Source organism: Pseudoalteromonas arctica A 37-1-2 (genome assembly GCF_000238395.3).
Taxonomy (GTDB): Bacteria; Pseudomonadota; Gammaproteobacteria; order Enterobacterales; family Alteromonadaceae; genus Pseudoalteromonas; species Pseudoalteromonas arctica.
The window spans coordinates 58,688-73,789 of sequence record NZ_CP011027.1 but is presented as its reverse complement, the minus strand read 5'-3'; the positions used below and the strand labels follow the sequence as shown (position 1 = coordinate 73,789).

Sequence of the window (15,102 nt, the reverse complement as noted above, 5' to 3'; positions counted from 1 at the left end):
ATTGAATCTCTGCATCGAGTGAAAATGACTGGCTAAGCCCTGCTTTTGACAAGAGCTTAGCTAGTAGCGATTTATAGTGCTATCAAATTAGTTACTTACTTTATTAATTTGTAAGTTAATGAGTAAGTCACTAAGTTATCTAGCGCGTTAGTCTCTAAGATCTTTGATTTTGGCTTTTGAGAACCAAGCATATAAAACCGGTAACACAAACAAGGTGAGTAACGTTGCAGTAACCAAACCGCCAACAATAACACTCGCCAGTGGTCGTTGAATTTCAGCGCCAACTCCATTGGACATCAGCATTGGAATTAAACCTAACGCAGAAGTAATGGCGGTCATTAATACTGGACGTAAACGAGATACTGCCCCATCAAAAACAGCTTTTGAGGTGTCTATACCATCTTTTACCAGCTGGTTAATGCTTTCTACCATGACTACACCATTAAGCACGGCGACACCAAACAAAGTGATAAAGCCGACTGAACTTGGCACTGACAAGTATTGACCTGAAATATACAGTGAGAAAATACCACCTATAACGGCCAAGGGTACATTCACTAAAATAAGCATCGCTTGACCAACAGAGCCAAAGGCGAAATAAAGTAGCAAGGCAATTAGTGCCAATGATAGAGGCACTACCACTGATAGTCGCTGCTGCGCACGTTGTTGGTTTTCAAATTGACCACCAATCACTACAGAATAACCTGCAGGTAAATCTACTTTGCTATCAATAACTGCACGAATGTCGCTAACAACACTTCCCATGTCTCGACCTTGAACATTGGCTTGAATTACCACGCGTCGCTGTACATCATCACGTCGCACTTGTGGTGGGCCAGATTCAAAACTGACGGTAGCAATATCGCCTAAACGTACCCAAGCACCCGTAGGTGATTGTATTCTCAGATCTGCAATAGCTTCTTGGTTATCACGGTATTTTTCTTCAATGCGAACATAAATATCATAACGTTCATTACCATTGATTATTTGGCCAGCGCTAACGCCACCGATACCGTTTTTAACCACTTCCATGACATCGCCAACTGACAAACCAAAACGTGACAATTGCTGTCTTTTCGGTTTAATCACTAACTGTGCTTCACCAGCGATTTGCTCTAAGGCTACATCTCTTGCGCCATCAATTTGTTTGATTGCCGCTTCAATTTCTTGACCTTTGCTCGCCAACATATCTAATTCTGGTCCAAACAATTTAATGGCAAGTTGCGCTTTAACTCCTGACAGTAATTCATCTACACGAGTCGCTATGGGCTGTGAAAAGTTAAGTAATAACCCTGGGAATTGCTCAAGTTTCTCTTCCATTAAACCTTGTAATTCAACGCGATTTTTGGCACTTGTCCATTCTGAAACAGGTTTTAAGCCAATGTAAATTTCGATGTTATTAACTGGTTCAGGATCACCGCCGATTTCAGCACGTCCAATTCGACTTAGGGTATATTCAACTTCGGGGAACTCCATTAACTTTTCTTCAAGAATTGGAGCAACCGACAAGGCTGTTTCTAAACTTGCTGATGGCGCTAATGTTGCTCTTAGGTTAATGGTACCCTCTTCTAATTCTGGTACAAATTCAGTCCCTATTTGAGGTATTAAAGATGCTGCACCCACAAGTAACAATAATGAAGCAATAATAACTACTTTCGTGTGTTTCATCGCGGCTTTGAGGCCTTTTCGATAAAGCTTATCTAATGGTTTTAAGACAAAACTTTCTCTTTCTTTAACGCCTTTATTAAACATAAAGGTTGCTAAGGCTGGAACCACAAACAGTGCCACTAAAATAGCCGAAATAACCGCTAAAATAATACTGATAGCCATCGGCTGGAACAATTTAGCTTCCACTCCTTCAAAGCTAAATAACGGTGTAAATACCACTAAAATAATAGAGGCAGCAAAAAATACCGGGCGTGCAACTTCTTTTCCTGCTTCTTTTAATCGTAGAGGAATGCCTTCTTTATCATGTTCTACATCGTGGGGATCAGCATCTGTGCCTAACGTTCTCGCTTGCGCACTTTTGTAATGTGTTGAATCAGGTCTATTAAGGTGTTTGAACATGTTTTCAACCATCACAACAGAGCCATCAACCAACATACCAATAGCAACAGCGATACCACCTAACGACATTAAGTTTGCCGATAAACCTATCCAAGACATCACCATTAAGGCGATAGCGATTGAAATAGGAATTGAAATTAACACTAAAAAGGTTGCGCGTAAGTTCATTAAAAACAGAGCAAGTACGATAGCGATAAATATAAATGCCAGCGCTAATGCTTGCACTACAGTATCAACTGCTTTAGTAATTAAATCTGCCTGATCGTAGAAAGGTTCAAAACGTACGCCTTCAGGTAGTGCTTGGTTGATCATTGGAATACGTGCACTTATACCGTCGATTGTCGCTTTAGTATTTGCGCCCATACGTTTCAATACGATACCTGAAACCACTTCACCTAAGTTTTCAATGTTACCCTGTGCATCTCTGCGCGTCATAGTAACTGCGCCTTGGCGTATTTCACTACCCAGCGAAACCTTGGCTACATCTTCGATAGTCACCACAGTACCATCAACCGTTTTAACCGGTACTTGTCTAATATCAGCTAAACCTGCTTCGCCACTATTAAACCAACCTGTGCCACGAATAACTAATTGCTCTTGTCCACGGTTCATGTACCAACCGCCAACATTGGCATTGTTGTTATCGAGTGCAGTAACAATATCGTCTTGCGTTAACTCATATGATAATAATTTACTTGGCTCAATGTTGACTTGATACTGTCTGACGTTGCCGCCAAAAGATAAGACGTCGGTAACACCATCTACCGGCATAACCAATAACTTTACTATCCAATCGTTCAAGCTCCTTAAGGTCATAGAATCATAACCAGAATCTTTATCTGCAATTAACAAATACTGAAAAACTTGACCCAAACCTGAGGTGTTAGGTCCCATTGCTGGTGTGCCCACGCCTTGCGGAATTAACTCTTTTGCCGCTTGTAAACGCTCAAATACTAACTGGCGAGCAAAGTAGATGTCTGTGCCTCCTTTAAAGACAACAGTAACACCCGATAAACCCGTTTTTGAAATAGAGCGTACTTGCTCTACATCAGGCAACGCATACATTACTGCTTCAATGGGATAGGTTATTAACTGCTCTACTTCTTCAGCGGCTAAGCCCGGTGCTTCAGTATTAACCGCTACCTGAACATTGGTTACATCAGGAAAAGCATCTAAATTTAGTTTTGGGATCACCATAACAGAGCCTGCCATAGTAGCAATTAGGGCGATAATTACTAAGAGTCGATTATTGATCGACCAATCAATCATTTTATTAAACATAATCTTATTCCCCTAGTGGCCGTGCGGATCAAATCCGCCTTTTGCTATTTCTGACGCAACAAAAAAGGCACCTTTTGTTACCAAACGGGTATTAGGCTCAATACCGATAATTTGACGGTAATTGCCTAATGGCTGACCTAATTCAACTTCAACGGCTTTAAATTCACCAGAATGGTCTTCAACAAATACCGTCCAATCACCATCGGCACCACGCATTAATGCTGTTTCTGGTACTGCCATTACAGGGCTTTGCGTATCAAACTGAAAATTTACATTAACAAACATGCCTGAATGCAAACTGTCATCAGTATTTTCAACCGACAGTCTAACGATTCGGGTACGCGTACTTGGATCAATGGTATGTGCTTCTTGAATGACCTTGGCAACATGCACTTGCCCGGCAAACTCAACTTTTGCAATGGTGCCAATAGGAAGACTTAATTTTTTATTTGGCGAAACACGCGCTTCAACCCATAAGTCTTTTTCATCAGCCAATACCATGATTTTTTCACCGGCAGGCACACGTTGTCCTTGAGAGAAATCATCACTTAAAACCACACCAGAGCGCTGAGCGACTAAGGTATATTCACCAAGATTTGATGAGTTGTTTTTTACAATATCTTTAATGGCTGCTTTGGTTAAACCAAAGGCAGTTAATCGACCATAAGCTGAAATGTAATCTGTTTCACTGGCTAATAGGCGGCTTTCACTGACGGTGCCAAGGCCCAATTTTTTAGTTCGTTGCCACTCACTGTAAGCAACACGATATTGTGCTTGTGCTTCGGCCATTGATTCACTAAATAAGGTAACTAAAGACTGACCCTTAGTCACATGTTCACCTAAAATAGCATGACGACTGATCACTACCGATTCAGTACGTGAAGAGACAATGTAACTGGTATAACCGTTCGCTTTTATTTCTCCTGGTGCATAGATACTTTTAGCAAAAATTGCCGGCTTTAAGTTAGTCACTTTGATATTGGCGAGTGCCATTTTTTCTGGACTAAAACTTATGCCTTCTTCATGTTCTTCTTCAGCTGTTTCTTTACTCGCTGTTTCACTACCATGGTCATGACCGTCATCAGATTTCTCCTCCGCAGCATGGTCGTCTTTGCTTTCATCACTACCATGTTCATGACCACTTTCGTCATGCACTTCTTCACTTTCAGAGTCATGATCATGGTCAGTTTTTAATACGATGGATTGCTCTACTGCTGGCGTTTTTTCTAGAGCGGCATCGTTATATGATAATGCCGTAGTTGACACGACAGCTAAGCCAGTAAATAAACTACTTAGGGTAATGAGTTTTATTTTTTTCACTATTTTATGAGATGTTTTATCAGTTATTTTATTTTTCATTTTTAATTCCAAATTCTGTAACAATTCACGCTCATCAAGCCGCGTAAAGTGATATAATAGGTTTAGTTTAATAGCTTAGTTGCCGCATTTAATTGGCCTACATCGAGTAGCCATTGCACTTCGCTTATTTTGAACTGGGCTTGTAATTCAATGCCCGCGTATAAACCTTCCGCTCTTTGTTGTAATGCCAATAAATAATCCGAGGTATTTAAATCACCTACTTGCCATTGTTTTTGCAATAACTGCGCGCTGTGTTCGCCGCGTCCTTGCATTAACTGTTGCCAACGGCCAAGGTATTTTTTATTAGAGATTAGTGAGGCAGTACTTGCCTGTATCAAATACTTTTGCTTACGCATTACTGAACGAAAATTTGCTTCTGCGGCGATAGCTTGTTGGTTTTGTGCTTTGGCATTAGCTTGGTAATCATTACGAATATTTAACGGCATAGAAAAAGTAACTCCGACAACATTATCGACATCATTTTTTCCGGCACTAATTCCAATGGTAGGATCGGCTTTGGTTTCAAGCATGGCATATTGAGCTTTACTTTTTTGCATTTGCCACAGTGCTTGAGAGGCTAATACTTGCGGGTGCTGCGTTAACCACTGCTCAGCTACTTGAAAGTTTGTAACGCCTAAGCCCTGCTCTGGATATGCTTGTGTATCAGGACGCCAATCAGGCAACAACTCATTAACCTTGGCTTGAGCTTGTGTTAACTGTGCTTGTATTTGGGCCGTTTTATTAAGCATTTGCGACAAATTCAAGAAAGTTAACTCAGCATCAACCTGACCAAGATCGCCAGCTTTCTGCCTTTTAGTTACAATTTTAAGCAAGGTTTCTAACTGTTGCTCTTGTTCAAAAGCAAGTGACGACTTATCCATGGCAAGTTGCCAATTAATAAGTGCTTTTAAGGCTTGTGCTTTTTTCTGCTCTATCGCATAAGTGAATTGTTTACTGGCCGCCGTTAATATTTTATCGCCGATAGCAGCATTAACAGCCTGCTTATCCCACAAGTCAATCGTTTGGCTAATACCAATATTGTAATTATTTCCGTCACCTTCACGCTCGTAACCTGTCGATAGTTCTGGGTTGTAAAGTGGTAACTTACTGCCCTGTGCTTTGGAAAATTCAGCATTCATGAGTTCACGTGCTGAGACAATATCAGGGTGTTTATTGATTTGCCGATCGAGCCAGTCACTCGATAGCGTTGGCTTAGCAAAAGCGAAGCTACTAACAGATAAACTTGCTGAAAAGCCGATAAATAATGCGATTCCAGTAGATTTTGCTGAGAAAAATTTCATAATAATCTCTTAATTTAATAATAAAATGCCGCAACTAAACCAACTAGGCTACATTAAGCGCTAGTTAAGAATAAATTTGTTACGAATATAGCTTTAAAACTAAATTAAACGATTGGGGGGCGTATAGGTTCTTCAGTGAATATTTTATCTACATGATCAGCATAAAAATATTGATTTGTAATAATAAGTTTAGGGGTCTGTAGTGTAGATTTATTACTGGCAACCCACTGTGTGTGAGTGCCTTGACAGTGACCACAATGATGGCAATCTTTAATATTATGTTCAGTGTCAGATGATTCATCGAAAAGTTCAATATCATCACTATCATGGGAATGTTCTGTTTGAATATGTAGAGAGTCAATCTGATGACTTTCATTTGAATTAGCCACAGAAGCAAACGACTGCAATGCAATCGATAGTACTACTAACAAACTAATCCAAGTATTTTTCATTTTTACTCTAACATCAAAATTTTAAAAAACATGGTAGTCAAGAAACCCACTCAAGTCAATCAAATTAAGTAGTTTATACAGGACAATCCACGGCAAGATCATTATAAATTGAACTTCTAGAACAAGTAGCGATCAGATCAAGGCATTATAATCACCTTGGTCACTTAATATGAGCGCTACTTTTCTGAAACACTTTGATTCAATTACCGATCCTCGCATTGAACGCTGTAAAAAGCATGAACTTATCGATATTCTCCTCTTAGCCATTAGTGCTGTACTCTCCGGCGCAGAAGGATGGGAGGATATTGAAGATTTTGGGCATCTAAAACTTGATTGGTTAAAAAAATATGGCGCTTTCAAAGAGGGTATCCCAAGACACGACACCATTGCCCGTGTCATTTGTCGGTTAAAATCAGATGAAATAGAGCATTCATTTCAATCTTGGATATCATCACTTATTGAAACCACTGGTGCTGATATCATTGCCATTGATGGAAAAACAGCACGTCGTTCATTTACAACCAAAGATAGAAAAAGTGCCTTACATACCGTCAGCGCATGGAGCTGCCAACACCAATTAGGGGTTTTGCGCCCATCCCCTCGAAATTAACCTTAGTCTAAATTTTTAAGCTTTTTTCTAACTCTAATTACCGTACTTCGACTAACTCCAACTGCTTCAGCCGTTTTATTAATACTAAATCCAGCTTCAGTAAACGAGGCAATCCTATCATGAGCCTCTAAATCAGGCTGACGACCGTGATAAAGTCCCTTTTGCTGTGCTTTTACAATACCTTCTTTTTGCTTACGTTCACGTTCTCGATATTCTTTATATGCACTGGCCGCTAATATTTCTAACAGCATATTATTAATAGCACTAAGTATTGATCTCATAAAATCATCACTTGGAAAACTGCCAAATGTTAAATGACTGGTTGGTAGATCTAAACTAACAACACTAATTCCTTTTTCATTTATTGAGGCTACAAGAGTTTTCCAATCATCAGGGCTTAGCCTTGTTAAACGATCGATTGATTCAACTAACAAAACATCACCGGACTCTGATTCATCCAATAAACGAATTAGCTCTGGTCTATCTAAAGAATTACCAGATTTATTTTCTATATAAAAAGAAGCAATTCGTTTGCTGAAGCCAGAAACGAATTTTTTTAATGAGCTTTTTGCTCTATTTGCATCTTGCTCAGAAGTTGATGCTCGTAAATATGCTCTTATGAACATTTTTGCCTAATTAGGTCTATTTAGATGGTGTCATATCATATAGGTTTATTTAAGTGGTGTCATTACGTAATTGCCTGTGATATATTAACAGTATCTTTAGGGTGTACTCATGTAGAACTGCATGTAATAACACTAATTTGGACTTTGATAATGAAAAAGGATAAACCATACATTGTTGTGGTTTAATATTGTTGTAACAACGGTAACTTTACTTATTTAATAGAAGAAAAAACAAAATCAATTAGCGATGTTTAAACTGGTATTCATTGATGGTCACTTTAATTAGATATAAAGTAAGTAAACAAAAAGTCAGTAAGGTAATTGATAACGTGTCTAAACGAACCATAAGTATGTTGGCTAAAGAACTGAGTGTAAATGTCGAAACAATTCGCTTTTATGAACGCAAAGGCTTAATTAAACAACCACCAAAGCCTATGCAGGGCTATAGACATTACCCGAAAGAAACGGTAAATAGAATACATTTTATCAAGCGTTCTCAAGAATTAGGTTTTACGCTAAATGAGATTGAAGGGTTACTTGCGTTAAACGATAGTCCATGTAGTAAAGTACAAGAATTAGCTAATAAAAAACTGATCGCAGTACAAAAAAAGATGGCTGACTTGTTGTTATTAGAACACGCTTTGGAAGAACATTTAGGACAATGCCAAAATAATGATGACGATAGCCACTGCCCAATAATTGATTCGTTGCAACCGAAGTAAATGATTCACTTAACTACCATTTCCCACTAAAACAGCATATCCAATTTTACTTCTGCGCCTTAATTCAAGTTAGCTTATTCCCCGTATCTGTCGTAGCAGATTATCAAAGATAAATTTTTTATAAATCACCCTTGACTCCGTACTTAGGTACATGCAATACACTTGCATTATCACTTAATGAGGTATCTATATGAATCAAAAAGAATCAAACCTTCCAATGATAGGAGGCATCATAGCAGCATTAGGCGCAGGCGTATGCTGTGTAGGTCCTTTGCTCCTGTTATTACTTGGGGTAAGTGGCTCATGGATTGGTAATTTAACTGCATTTGAACCCTATAGGCCATTATTTATCGCATTTGTAGTGTTGTTGTTTGGTTACTCAGGTTGGAAAATTTACCGTCCTGTAGAAGAGTGTGAGCCGGGAACGGCCTGTGCAATTCCTAAGAAACAGCAACAACGAAAAGTAATTTTCTGGCTGAGCGTTATAGTTGCGACAATTTTAGTGACCAGTAATTATTGGATACTTTTGTTTGCTTAATATACAGATCAAGAAATTTATAACATTTTAAAATTTGGAGCTAATTATGAAAAAATTATTATTAACCGCACTGCTTTCACTTTCTAGTTTTGGTGCTTTTGCTGAAGTAAAAACAGTTACACTGGAAGTGCCAACGATGAACTGTGCGACATGTCCAATCACAGTTAAAAAGTCATTAGAAAATGTTGATGGCGTTGAAAATGCGAAAGTTACCTACAAGCCTAAGCTAGCTGTTGTTTCTTTTGATGACACTAAAACCAACATCAATGCATTAATTGCAGCGACTACCAACGCTGGCTACCCTTCAAATTTAAAAAGTGAAAATAAGTAATGTTTAGCCCCTTAGAACTAGTTACGCGTATCGGAGATAAAGCAGGCTCTATAGGTGCACTTGTTTCGGCAATGGGATGCGCCATGTGTTTTCCCGCGATAGCTAGTCTTGGTGCGGCAATTGGGATGGGATTTCTTAGTCAGTGGGAAGGGGTATTTATCAATACGTTGTTACCACTGTTTGCAGTATTAGCGCTGGCAATGAATATCTTAGGCTGGTTTAGCCATCGTCAATGGCACCGTAGTTTTATCGGTTCAATTGGCCCCATTTTGGTTTTACTCTCTTTATACCCTTGGTTCCAGTACGGGTGGAGTTCATACGTTACTTATACGGGGCTAGGACTAATGGTTGCTGTATCAATTTGGGACATGGTTTCTCCTGCGAATAAACGCTGTGATGATGAAACTTGTACCGCTTAACTTTTTAAGAGGAATAAAATATGTCAACGAATAGTTGTTGCTCGTCAAATGACATCCAGCCAGAACAATTACATGTAGCCATTATTGGTAGTGGTTCAGGGGCCTTTGCCAGTGCGATTAAAGCAGCAGAAGGCGGAGCAAGAGTTACTATCATTGAAGGAGCCGATGTAATCGGAGGTTGCTGTGTAAATGTCGGCTGTGTTCCTTCAAAAATATTGATCCGTGCTGCGCAATTAGCGCATCAGCAACGTACTAACCCGTTTGATGGTTTAGAAAATATTCAGCCACAACTTAGCCGCTCCTTATTAGCACATCAGCAAAACGCTCGCGTCGAAGAACTACGCGATGCTAAATATCAACGTATTTTAGAGAGTAATCCCGCGCTATCTTTACTTAAAGGTTATGCACGTTTTAAAAATCAAAATACCTTGCTAGTTCACAAGTCTGATGGTAGTGAAGAAGAGCTGGTTGCAGATCGCATTTTAATTGCAACAGGCTCTACACCAAGCATTCCGCCAATTAAGGGTTTAGTTGATACACCTTATTGGACATCAACAGAAGCCTTATTTGCAGAAGAGTTACCGAGTAGTCTAGTTGTCATCGGCTCCTCCGTTGTTGCTCTGGAAATTGCGCAAGCTTATGCCCGTTTAGGTAGCCGTGTGACAATTCTAGCCAGACATACCCTTTTATATGCTGAAGATCCGTTATTAGGTGAAAAACTGGCAGAGTGCTTTGAAAAAGAAGGTATTAGGGTACTTAATAATACGCAAGCAAGTCATGTTTCTTATGATAGCAATGGTTTTTCATTGGAAACTAACGAAGGAACATTAATCGCTGAAAAATTGCTTATCTCTACGGGTCGCCATGCAAATACTGGAAAGCTTGGTTTAGAAAATGTTGGTGTTGAAACAGATAAAAGTGGTGCCATTGTTGTTAATAGTATGATGGAAACATCAACAGCTAACATTTATGCCGCTGGAGATTGCTCCAATATGCCACAATTTGTTTATGTTGCTGCTGCTGCCGGAAGTAGGGCTGGAATTAATATGACAGGTGGAAATGCGCAACTCGACTTATCTACCATGCCTGCTGTTATATTCACCGACCCACAAGTTGCTACGGTAGGTCTAACCGAAGTACAAGCTTCAGCGGTAGGAATAAATACGATAAGTCGTGTACTTGATATGGAAAACGTACCAAGAGCTTTAGCAAATTTTGAAACGGATGGTTTTATCAAGTTGGTAGCTGAAGAATCCACGGGAAAACTGATAGGCGCACAAATTTTAGCCCATGAAGGCGGAGAACTGATTCAAAGTGCGGCTCTTGCTATTCATAATAAAATGACAGTCGAAGAATTGGCAGGTCTACTATTTCCGTATTTGACGATGGTTGAAGGATTGAAGTTATGCGCTCAAACCTTTAGCAAAGACGTTAAAGAGCTATCTTGCTGCGCAGGGTAATCATTTAACGGTAATGTACTTACAGAAATGTTAATGGAGTGCCAATTGATTGAATGTAATCAAGATATCTTAAGGCATTCCATTAACAACACAAATTGGAAGCATGCTAAATCATGATTAAATCTAAGGTTGAAAACATTCCTGTTGGTGAAGTCAGTTTTTTGACAGAGATACCTGACATCAATAAGTTCATTAGTAGTGATGATGATGCGTTGGATTTTCCTTTGAGTATTTCTCAACTGGCACTAGCTGCACAAACATCTGTCCATACGGTAAGAAATTATGTTCTTGAGAACTTAGTACACTGCGAAGAAAAAACTAAGTCAGGCCATTCACTTTACGGCTTATGTGCATTAAAGAGATTAAAGTTCATTCGAGCAGCAAGGGCGGCAGGTCTTCTTGTAGTTGATATCAAGCCATTACTAATGGCAATAGATGCAGGAGAAAGAAAAGTTCCTGAAGACATCCAAAAGCTGCTACTTACTAAAATCGAGCATAGAAAAGTATTTTTAAATCTAGTAACAAACCAAATTGAAGAGTTTTGCAATTAGAACAATTATAGAACAGTTCATGGCTCGACTAAAAACTTGTTAGCTTATCTGTTTTCTATCAATGTTAGCTTGTATATATCAAGCATATAGAATATCAACACCTCCAATTTTTAATGGCACTTTGATGCGCAGTACCTTTTGAATTAGAAATACAAACAGATGGCATTCTTTAACTTATTGATTCTACATCACTAAGTAAACCAGCTAAGTCGATTTCTTTGCGGTCTTTATTAAAGGCATATTCCCCATTTAGATTAATGTGTTGCCAAGCAACAGGTGAAAGCCGAGAAATAACATCAACCACATCTTGCCTACCGTTCCTCTCTTGGATTTGTAAAAATGCCGATAGTAACGCGGAATTATAATAAATAATGCAATTTGAAATGAGTCGAGCACAATCGTTCCATTGTGATACTTGGTAATCATTCCCCCCACGAAATTTATTGCCATTAACTGAAGTAATAGCACGTTTTAACTGATGGTATGCTTCACCTCTGTTCAAGGCTTGCTGGACGTAATGACGCAACGTTGAATTATCAACATACTCCAAAACATAAATAGATTTAATTAAACGGTCGTACTCATGCAATGCTGACAATCTTCGGCTCTTGCCGTTACTCAACTTTCTAATGATTGTGCTTTGAGTGGTGGTTTTACGACTCAATGAACAAACAATATGCTGAATATTGTCCCATTCTTCAGCAATTAGCTTATGATTAATATCTTTCTTTAATTGAATACGGCCTCCGTTCTCTTCAGTCACTTCAAATAGCTCAAAAAACACCTTTTTCATTTTCGCGTATCGAGGGGCGAATGTGTAACCAAAGAAATCTAATATAGTGAAGTTAACATTATTGGTACCATGCGTATCGGTCGATAAGGTATTAGGCTGTATATCTGAAGAGTTGTTATAGAGTAAGTCAAAAGCAAAGTGACCTTCATATTCGTTAGCGCCAATGACTTGCGTACTCACCGGAACATGATTAGAAACCAATGTTAATGCTGAAACACCTTTACCTTTGGAGAAGTACTTAGACGAATACCGAGCCTTAAACGTATTTATGCGACACTCAAATTTTTGACCATCAATGCTTGAAAACAACTGATTATCGTCCACATGGTAATAGGCAAATATTGGCAACGTGGCTATAGCATTAGAAACCTGATCATTAGACGTTTTGAGTGTTTCATATCTGACATAACTATCATCTACACTGCGTAATTTACCCATTGAACGGTCAGAGATATTCGCCATTTTATATAGGCCGTAATTGGTGCCGTTTGCCAATATACAGGCGATCAGATCTTCTTTATTTACTGGTGATTTTTCTTTAGTTGCTGATATGTGTGTAAATGAATTTAAGTAACCTGTCTTTTGATCAACAAACAACATGAGTTCAACGATACCCATGTGTTGAATTTGATTGTAGAGCGGGTTTTCAATTGTTTGTTGCCAACGGCTGTTAGGAATTGACCACTTGAGTTCGGCTTTGCCAGGAATAAACTCAACATACTTATTATCACCACTAAAGATATGCTCGCTTGCTTCCTTCAGCTTAACTTCTAATTGTTGGCTCTTATCTGCGAGTGTTTGGTTAATCGGTGTTGCCAGCTTATCAAGGCCAGTGTTTTCAATGATTGTCTCTTTTTGCTGCCATTCTTTAGGTTGTATAAGATCTGACGTTAAACTACGGTTATTAACGCTTTCTTTCACCGTTAAGCTATTACTGTGAAATAATTGTTCGGCTTTACGATAAAGGAAATACTCAAATCGATTAGCAATTAATTTGGTATTTTCTCCCTCTAAATACTCTCGGTCATGTTTAGGTACCACATCGATGTTAATGGTTTGGATAGCCTTTAATTCACTAAGTTCAGAATGTGCCATAACATACTGCTCATGGAGTTCATCCTTTAAATGAATGAACTCAATATCGATAGACATAAATAATGAGCGGATAAGTTTTTTAATTTTACTGGATTGTTTATCAATAAATTGCCATTCGTACTGACGGCCATCAAAGTCGTTATTATCTAAGTGATCACTTAACAGTTTAATACTGTCAGCAGGGATCAATTCAAAGGCTTTTTTACGTACATCACCAAAGCTTAAATCATCGTCCATATCGGTATCGATGAAGTACTTTAATAAACTACCAGCGGATTTTAATTTGGTTCTTACAATGGTTACATCTTCAACAATACGCTGCTTTGCATAGCCTTTAGCTGATTCGGTTAACTTCCTTACCAAGTAAATAAATGCAGCAACAAGATTGTCGTTAGTCTCTCGGTACCTGAAGAACAAGTAACAAACGAGATATAAAATAGTTTGGCTATCTGCGTGTTTTCTAAGCTTATAAACGGACTTGTGCTTTACCAGTGAAGCATAGTATTCAAGATTTTTAGGTGATAGCTCCAGTTCAGCAATCAGTGACTTAATTTCTGGATAAAGCGAGCGTATAATTTTATGCGTCTTCAGCTCTTGGGTGATTTGGCTCGTTGAAAAGTCCTTAGCCATTTTCTTTAACTTGGCTAAGTCAGTAAAGGTATTATTTGACTCAAGTAATTTAAGTAATGTTTTTCTGGTACCTGAAGACAAACTATCAAGCAGCACCATTTCAATTCGGTTACGCTCATTTGATAATACCGTAGAAATAGTGTCTTGCAGCGTTGTATAACCAGCTAGCGCTATTCTGTTTTGACCAAAATAAGCAATACATTCATCAAAAACATACCTTGGTTCAAGGTTGATTTTTACAACATCGTTAAGCCTTTTTAATAGCGGCTCTTTATCTAACTTGCTTTGGTATGCTGTAAACCCTGTATATTTTAATAACTTATTAATCAGCTTAGTTTTTGTTGTTGGTGATAAATCCTCAAGAGACATATCTTTATCGCTGAAATACTTGGATCTTACATAATCTAAATCATTACTGACTTGAGTAAATGAGAAATTAAATACTATTGGCCGTGACCTAAAGTAACCAAGCAGTAAGATAAAATACACTCTGGTTTCAATACGTCTTAATTCGTTGACGAGCCTTTGAGTTTCACTATCTAACGAAAAATAATCATCACGATCTTTACGGTTAAAATTGGGTAAGGCATAGAGTTCGTTGATTTCTGATTCGCTGAGAATTTGTATACGCTTGGTGTTTGATGAAGAAATAGTGGTAAGCCTTTCTTGTTATTTTTAATCAGCATACCTTAATCAATGAGGTTAATGTTTACCAGTCAACTGCTTAACATTACCATAAAGCCGATTTAAGCGACTAAAGTGGTAAACTTTTCATAAGATAGTTTACCACTGTGTATTATTACTTAAGAATACTAATGCCGATTTCGAGGGGATGGGCTAAATAATACAAACTGTGTTATTCAAGGG

12 protein-coding genes and 1 pseudogene are annotated in these 15,102 nt (G+C 38.5%); 7 read left to right on the top strand and 6 right to left on the bottom strand.

Annotation, left to right across the window (positions count from 1 at the left end; all coding sequences use genetic code 11):
• Window positions 1-147: 147 nt before the first annotated feature.
• The 4 genes from PARC_RS21355 to PARC_RS21340 all read right to left on the bottom strand — a co-directional run bounded on the left by PARC_RS21355 (window position 148) and on the right by PARC_RS21340 (window position 6,460).
• On the bottom strand, window positions 148-3,348 hold the full coding sequence (locus PARC_RS21355) for an efflux RND transporter permease subunit (protein ID WP_010554759.1): 3,201 nt from the start codon (window positions 3,346-3,348) through the stop codon (window positions 148-150).
• Window positions 3,349-3,360: 12 nt separating this feature from the next.
• Window positions 3,361-4,707 (bottom strand): efflux RND transporter periplasmic adaptor subunit, encoded by a 1,347-nt coding sequence (locus PARC_RS21350; RefSeq protein WP_008467342.1) that lies wholly within the window; start codon window positions 4,705-4,707, stop codon window positions 3,361-3,363.
• Window positions 4,708-4,769: 62 nt separating this feature from the next.
• Window positions 4,770-6,008, bottom strand: coding sequence for a TolC family protein (locus PARC_RS21345; RefSeq protein WP_008467341.1), 1,239 nt, complete (start codon window positions 6,006-6,008; stop codon window positions 4,770-4,772).
• A 104-nt stretch (window positions 6,009-6,112) separates the two neighbouring features.
• On the bottom strand, window positions 6,113-6,460 hold the full coding sequence (locus PARC_RS21340; protein ID WP_010554760.1) for a hypothetical protein: 348 nt from the start codon (window positions 6,458-6,460) through the stop codon (window positions 6,113-6,115).
• Between the two features lie 169 nt (window positions 6,461-6,629).
• Here PARC_RS21340 and PARC_RS21335 point away from each other — a divergent pair.
• Window positions 6,630-7,040 (top strand): annotated as a pseudogene (locus PARC_RS21335) (ISAs1 family transposase); the annotation flags it as partial.
• A 32-nt stretch (window positions 7,041-7,072) separates the two neighbouring features.
• On the opposite strand, the gene PARC_RS21330 reads toward PARC_RS21335, so the two are convergent.
• Window positions 7,073-7,696: a recombinase family protein gene (locus PARC_RS21330; RefSeq protein WP_008467336.1), complete on the bottom strand. Its 624-nt coding sequence runs from the start codon at window positions 7,694-7,696 to the stop codon at window positions 7,073-7,075.
• Between the two features lie 269 nt (window positions 7,697-7,965).
• On the opposite strand from PARC_RS21330, the gene merR reads away from it, so the two are divergent.
• From merR to PARC_RS21300, 6 genes are all read left to right on the top strand, one after another.
• Complete coding sequence (gene merR / locus PARC_RS21325) at window positions 7,966-8,418, top strand: mercury resistance transcriptional regulator MerR (protein WP_008110844.1); 453 nt, start codon at window positions 7,966-7,968, stop codon at window positions 8,416-8,418.
• 190 nt (window positions 8,419-8,608) lie between these two features.
• Window positions 8,609-8,956: a mercuric transporter MerT family protein gene (locus PARC_RS21320; protein ID WP_008467333.1), complete on the top strand. Its 348-nt coding sequence runs from the start codon at window positions 8,609-8,611 to the stop codon at window positions 8,954-8,956.
• Between the two features lie 46 nt (window positions 8,957-9,002).
• Window positions 9,003-9,287 (top strand): mercury resistance system periplasmic binding protein MerP, encoded by a 285-nt coding sequence (gene merP, locus PARC_RS21315; RefSeq protein ID WP_008110847.1) that lies wholly within the window; start codon window positions 9,003-9,005, stop codon window positions 9,285-9,287.
• Complete coding sequence (gene merC / locus PARC_RS21310; protein ID WP_008467331.1) at window positions 9,287-9,706, top strand: organomercurial transporter MerC; 420 nt, start codon at window positions 9,287-9,289, stop codon at window positions 9,704-9,706. Before merP ends, merC begins: the two co-directional genes overlap by 1 nt.
• Before the next feature lie 20 nt (window positions 9,707-9,726).
• Window positions 9,727-11,166, top strand: coding sequence for a mercury(II) reductase (gene merA / locus PARC_RS21305; protein WP_010554761.1), 1,440 nt, complete (start codon window positions 9,727-9,729; stop codon window positions 11,164-11,166).
• Between the two features lie 113 nt (window positions 11,167-11,279).
• Window positions 11,280-11,717, top strand: a complete 438-nt coding sequence (locus tag PARC_RS21300; protein ID WP_008110853.1) for a MerR family transcriptional regulator — start codon at window positions 11,280-11,282, stop codon at window positions 11,715-11,717.
• A 169-nt stretch (window positions 11,718-11,886) separates the two neighbouring features.
• Here the strand turns inward: PARC_RS21300 and PARC_RS21295 are convergent, their stop codons facing one another.
• Entirely contained in the window at window positions 11,887-14,886 is a 3,000-nt protein-coding gene (locus PARC_RS21295) for a Tn3 family transposase (RefSeq protein ID WP_084201255.1), read from the bottom strand.
• Between the last annotated feature and the right edge of the window lie 216 nt (window positions 14,887-15,102).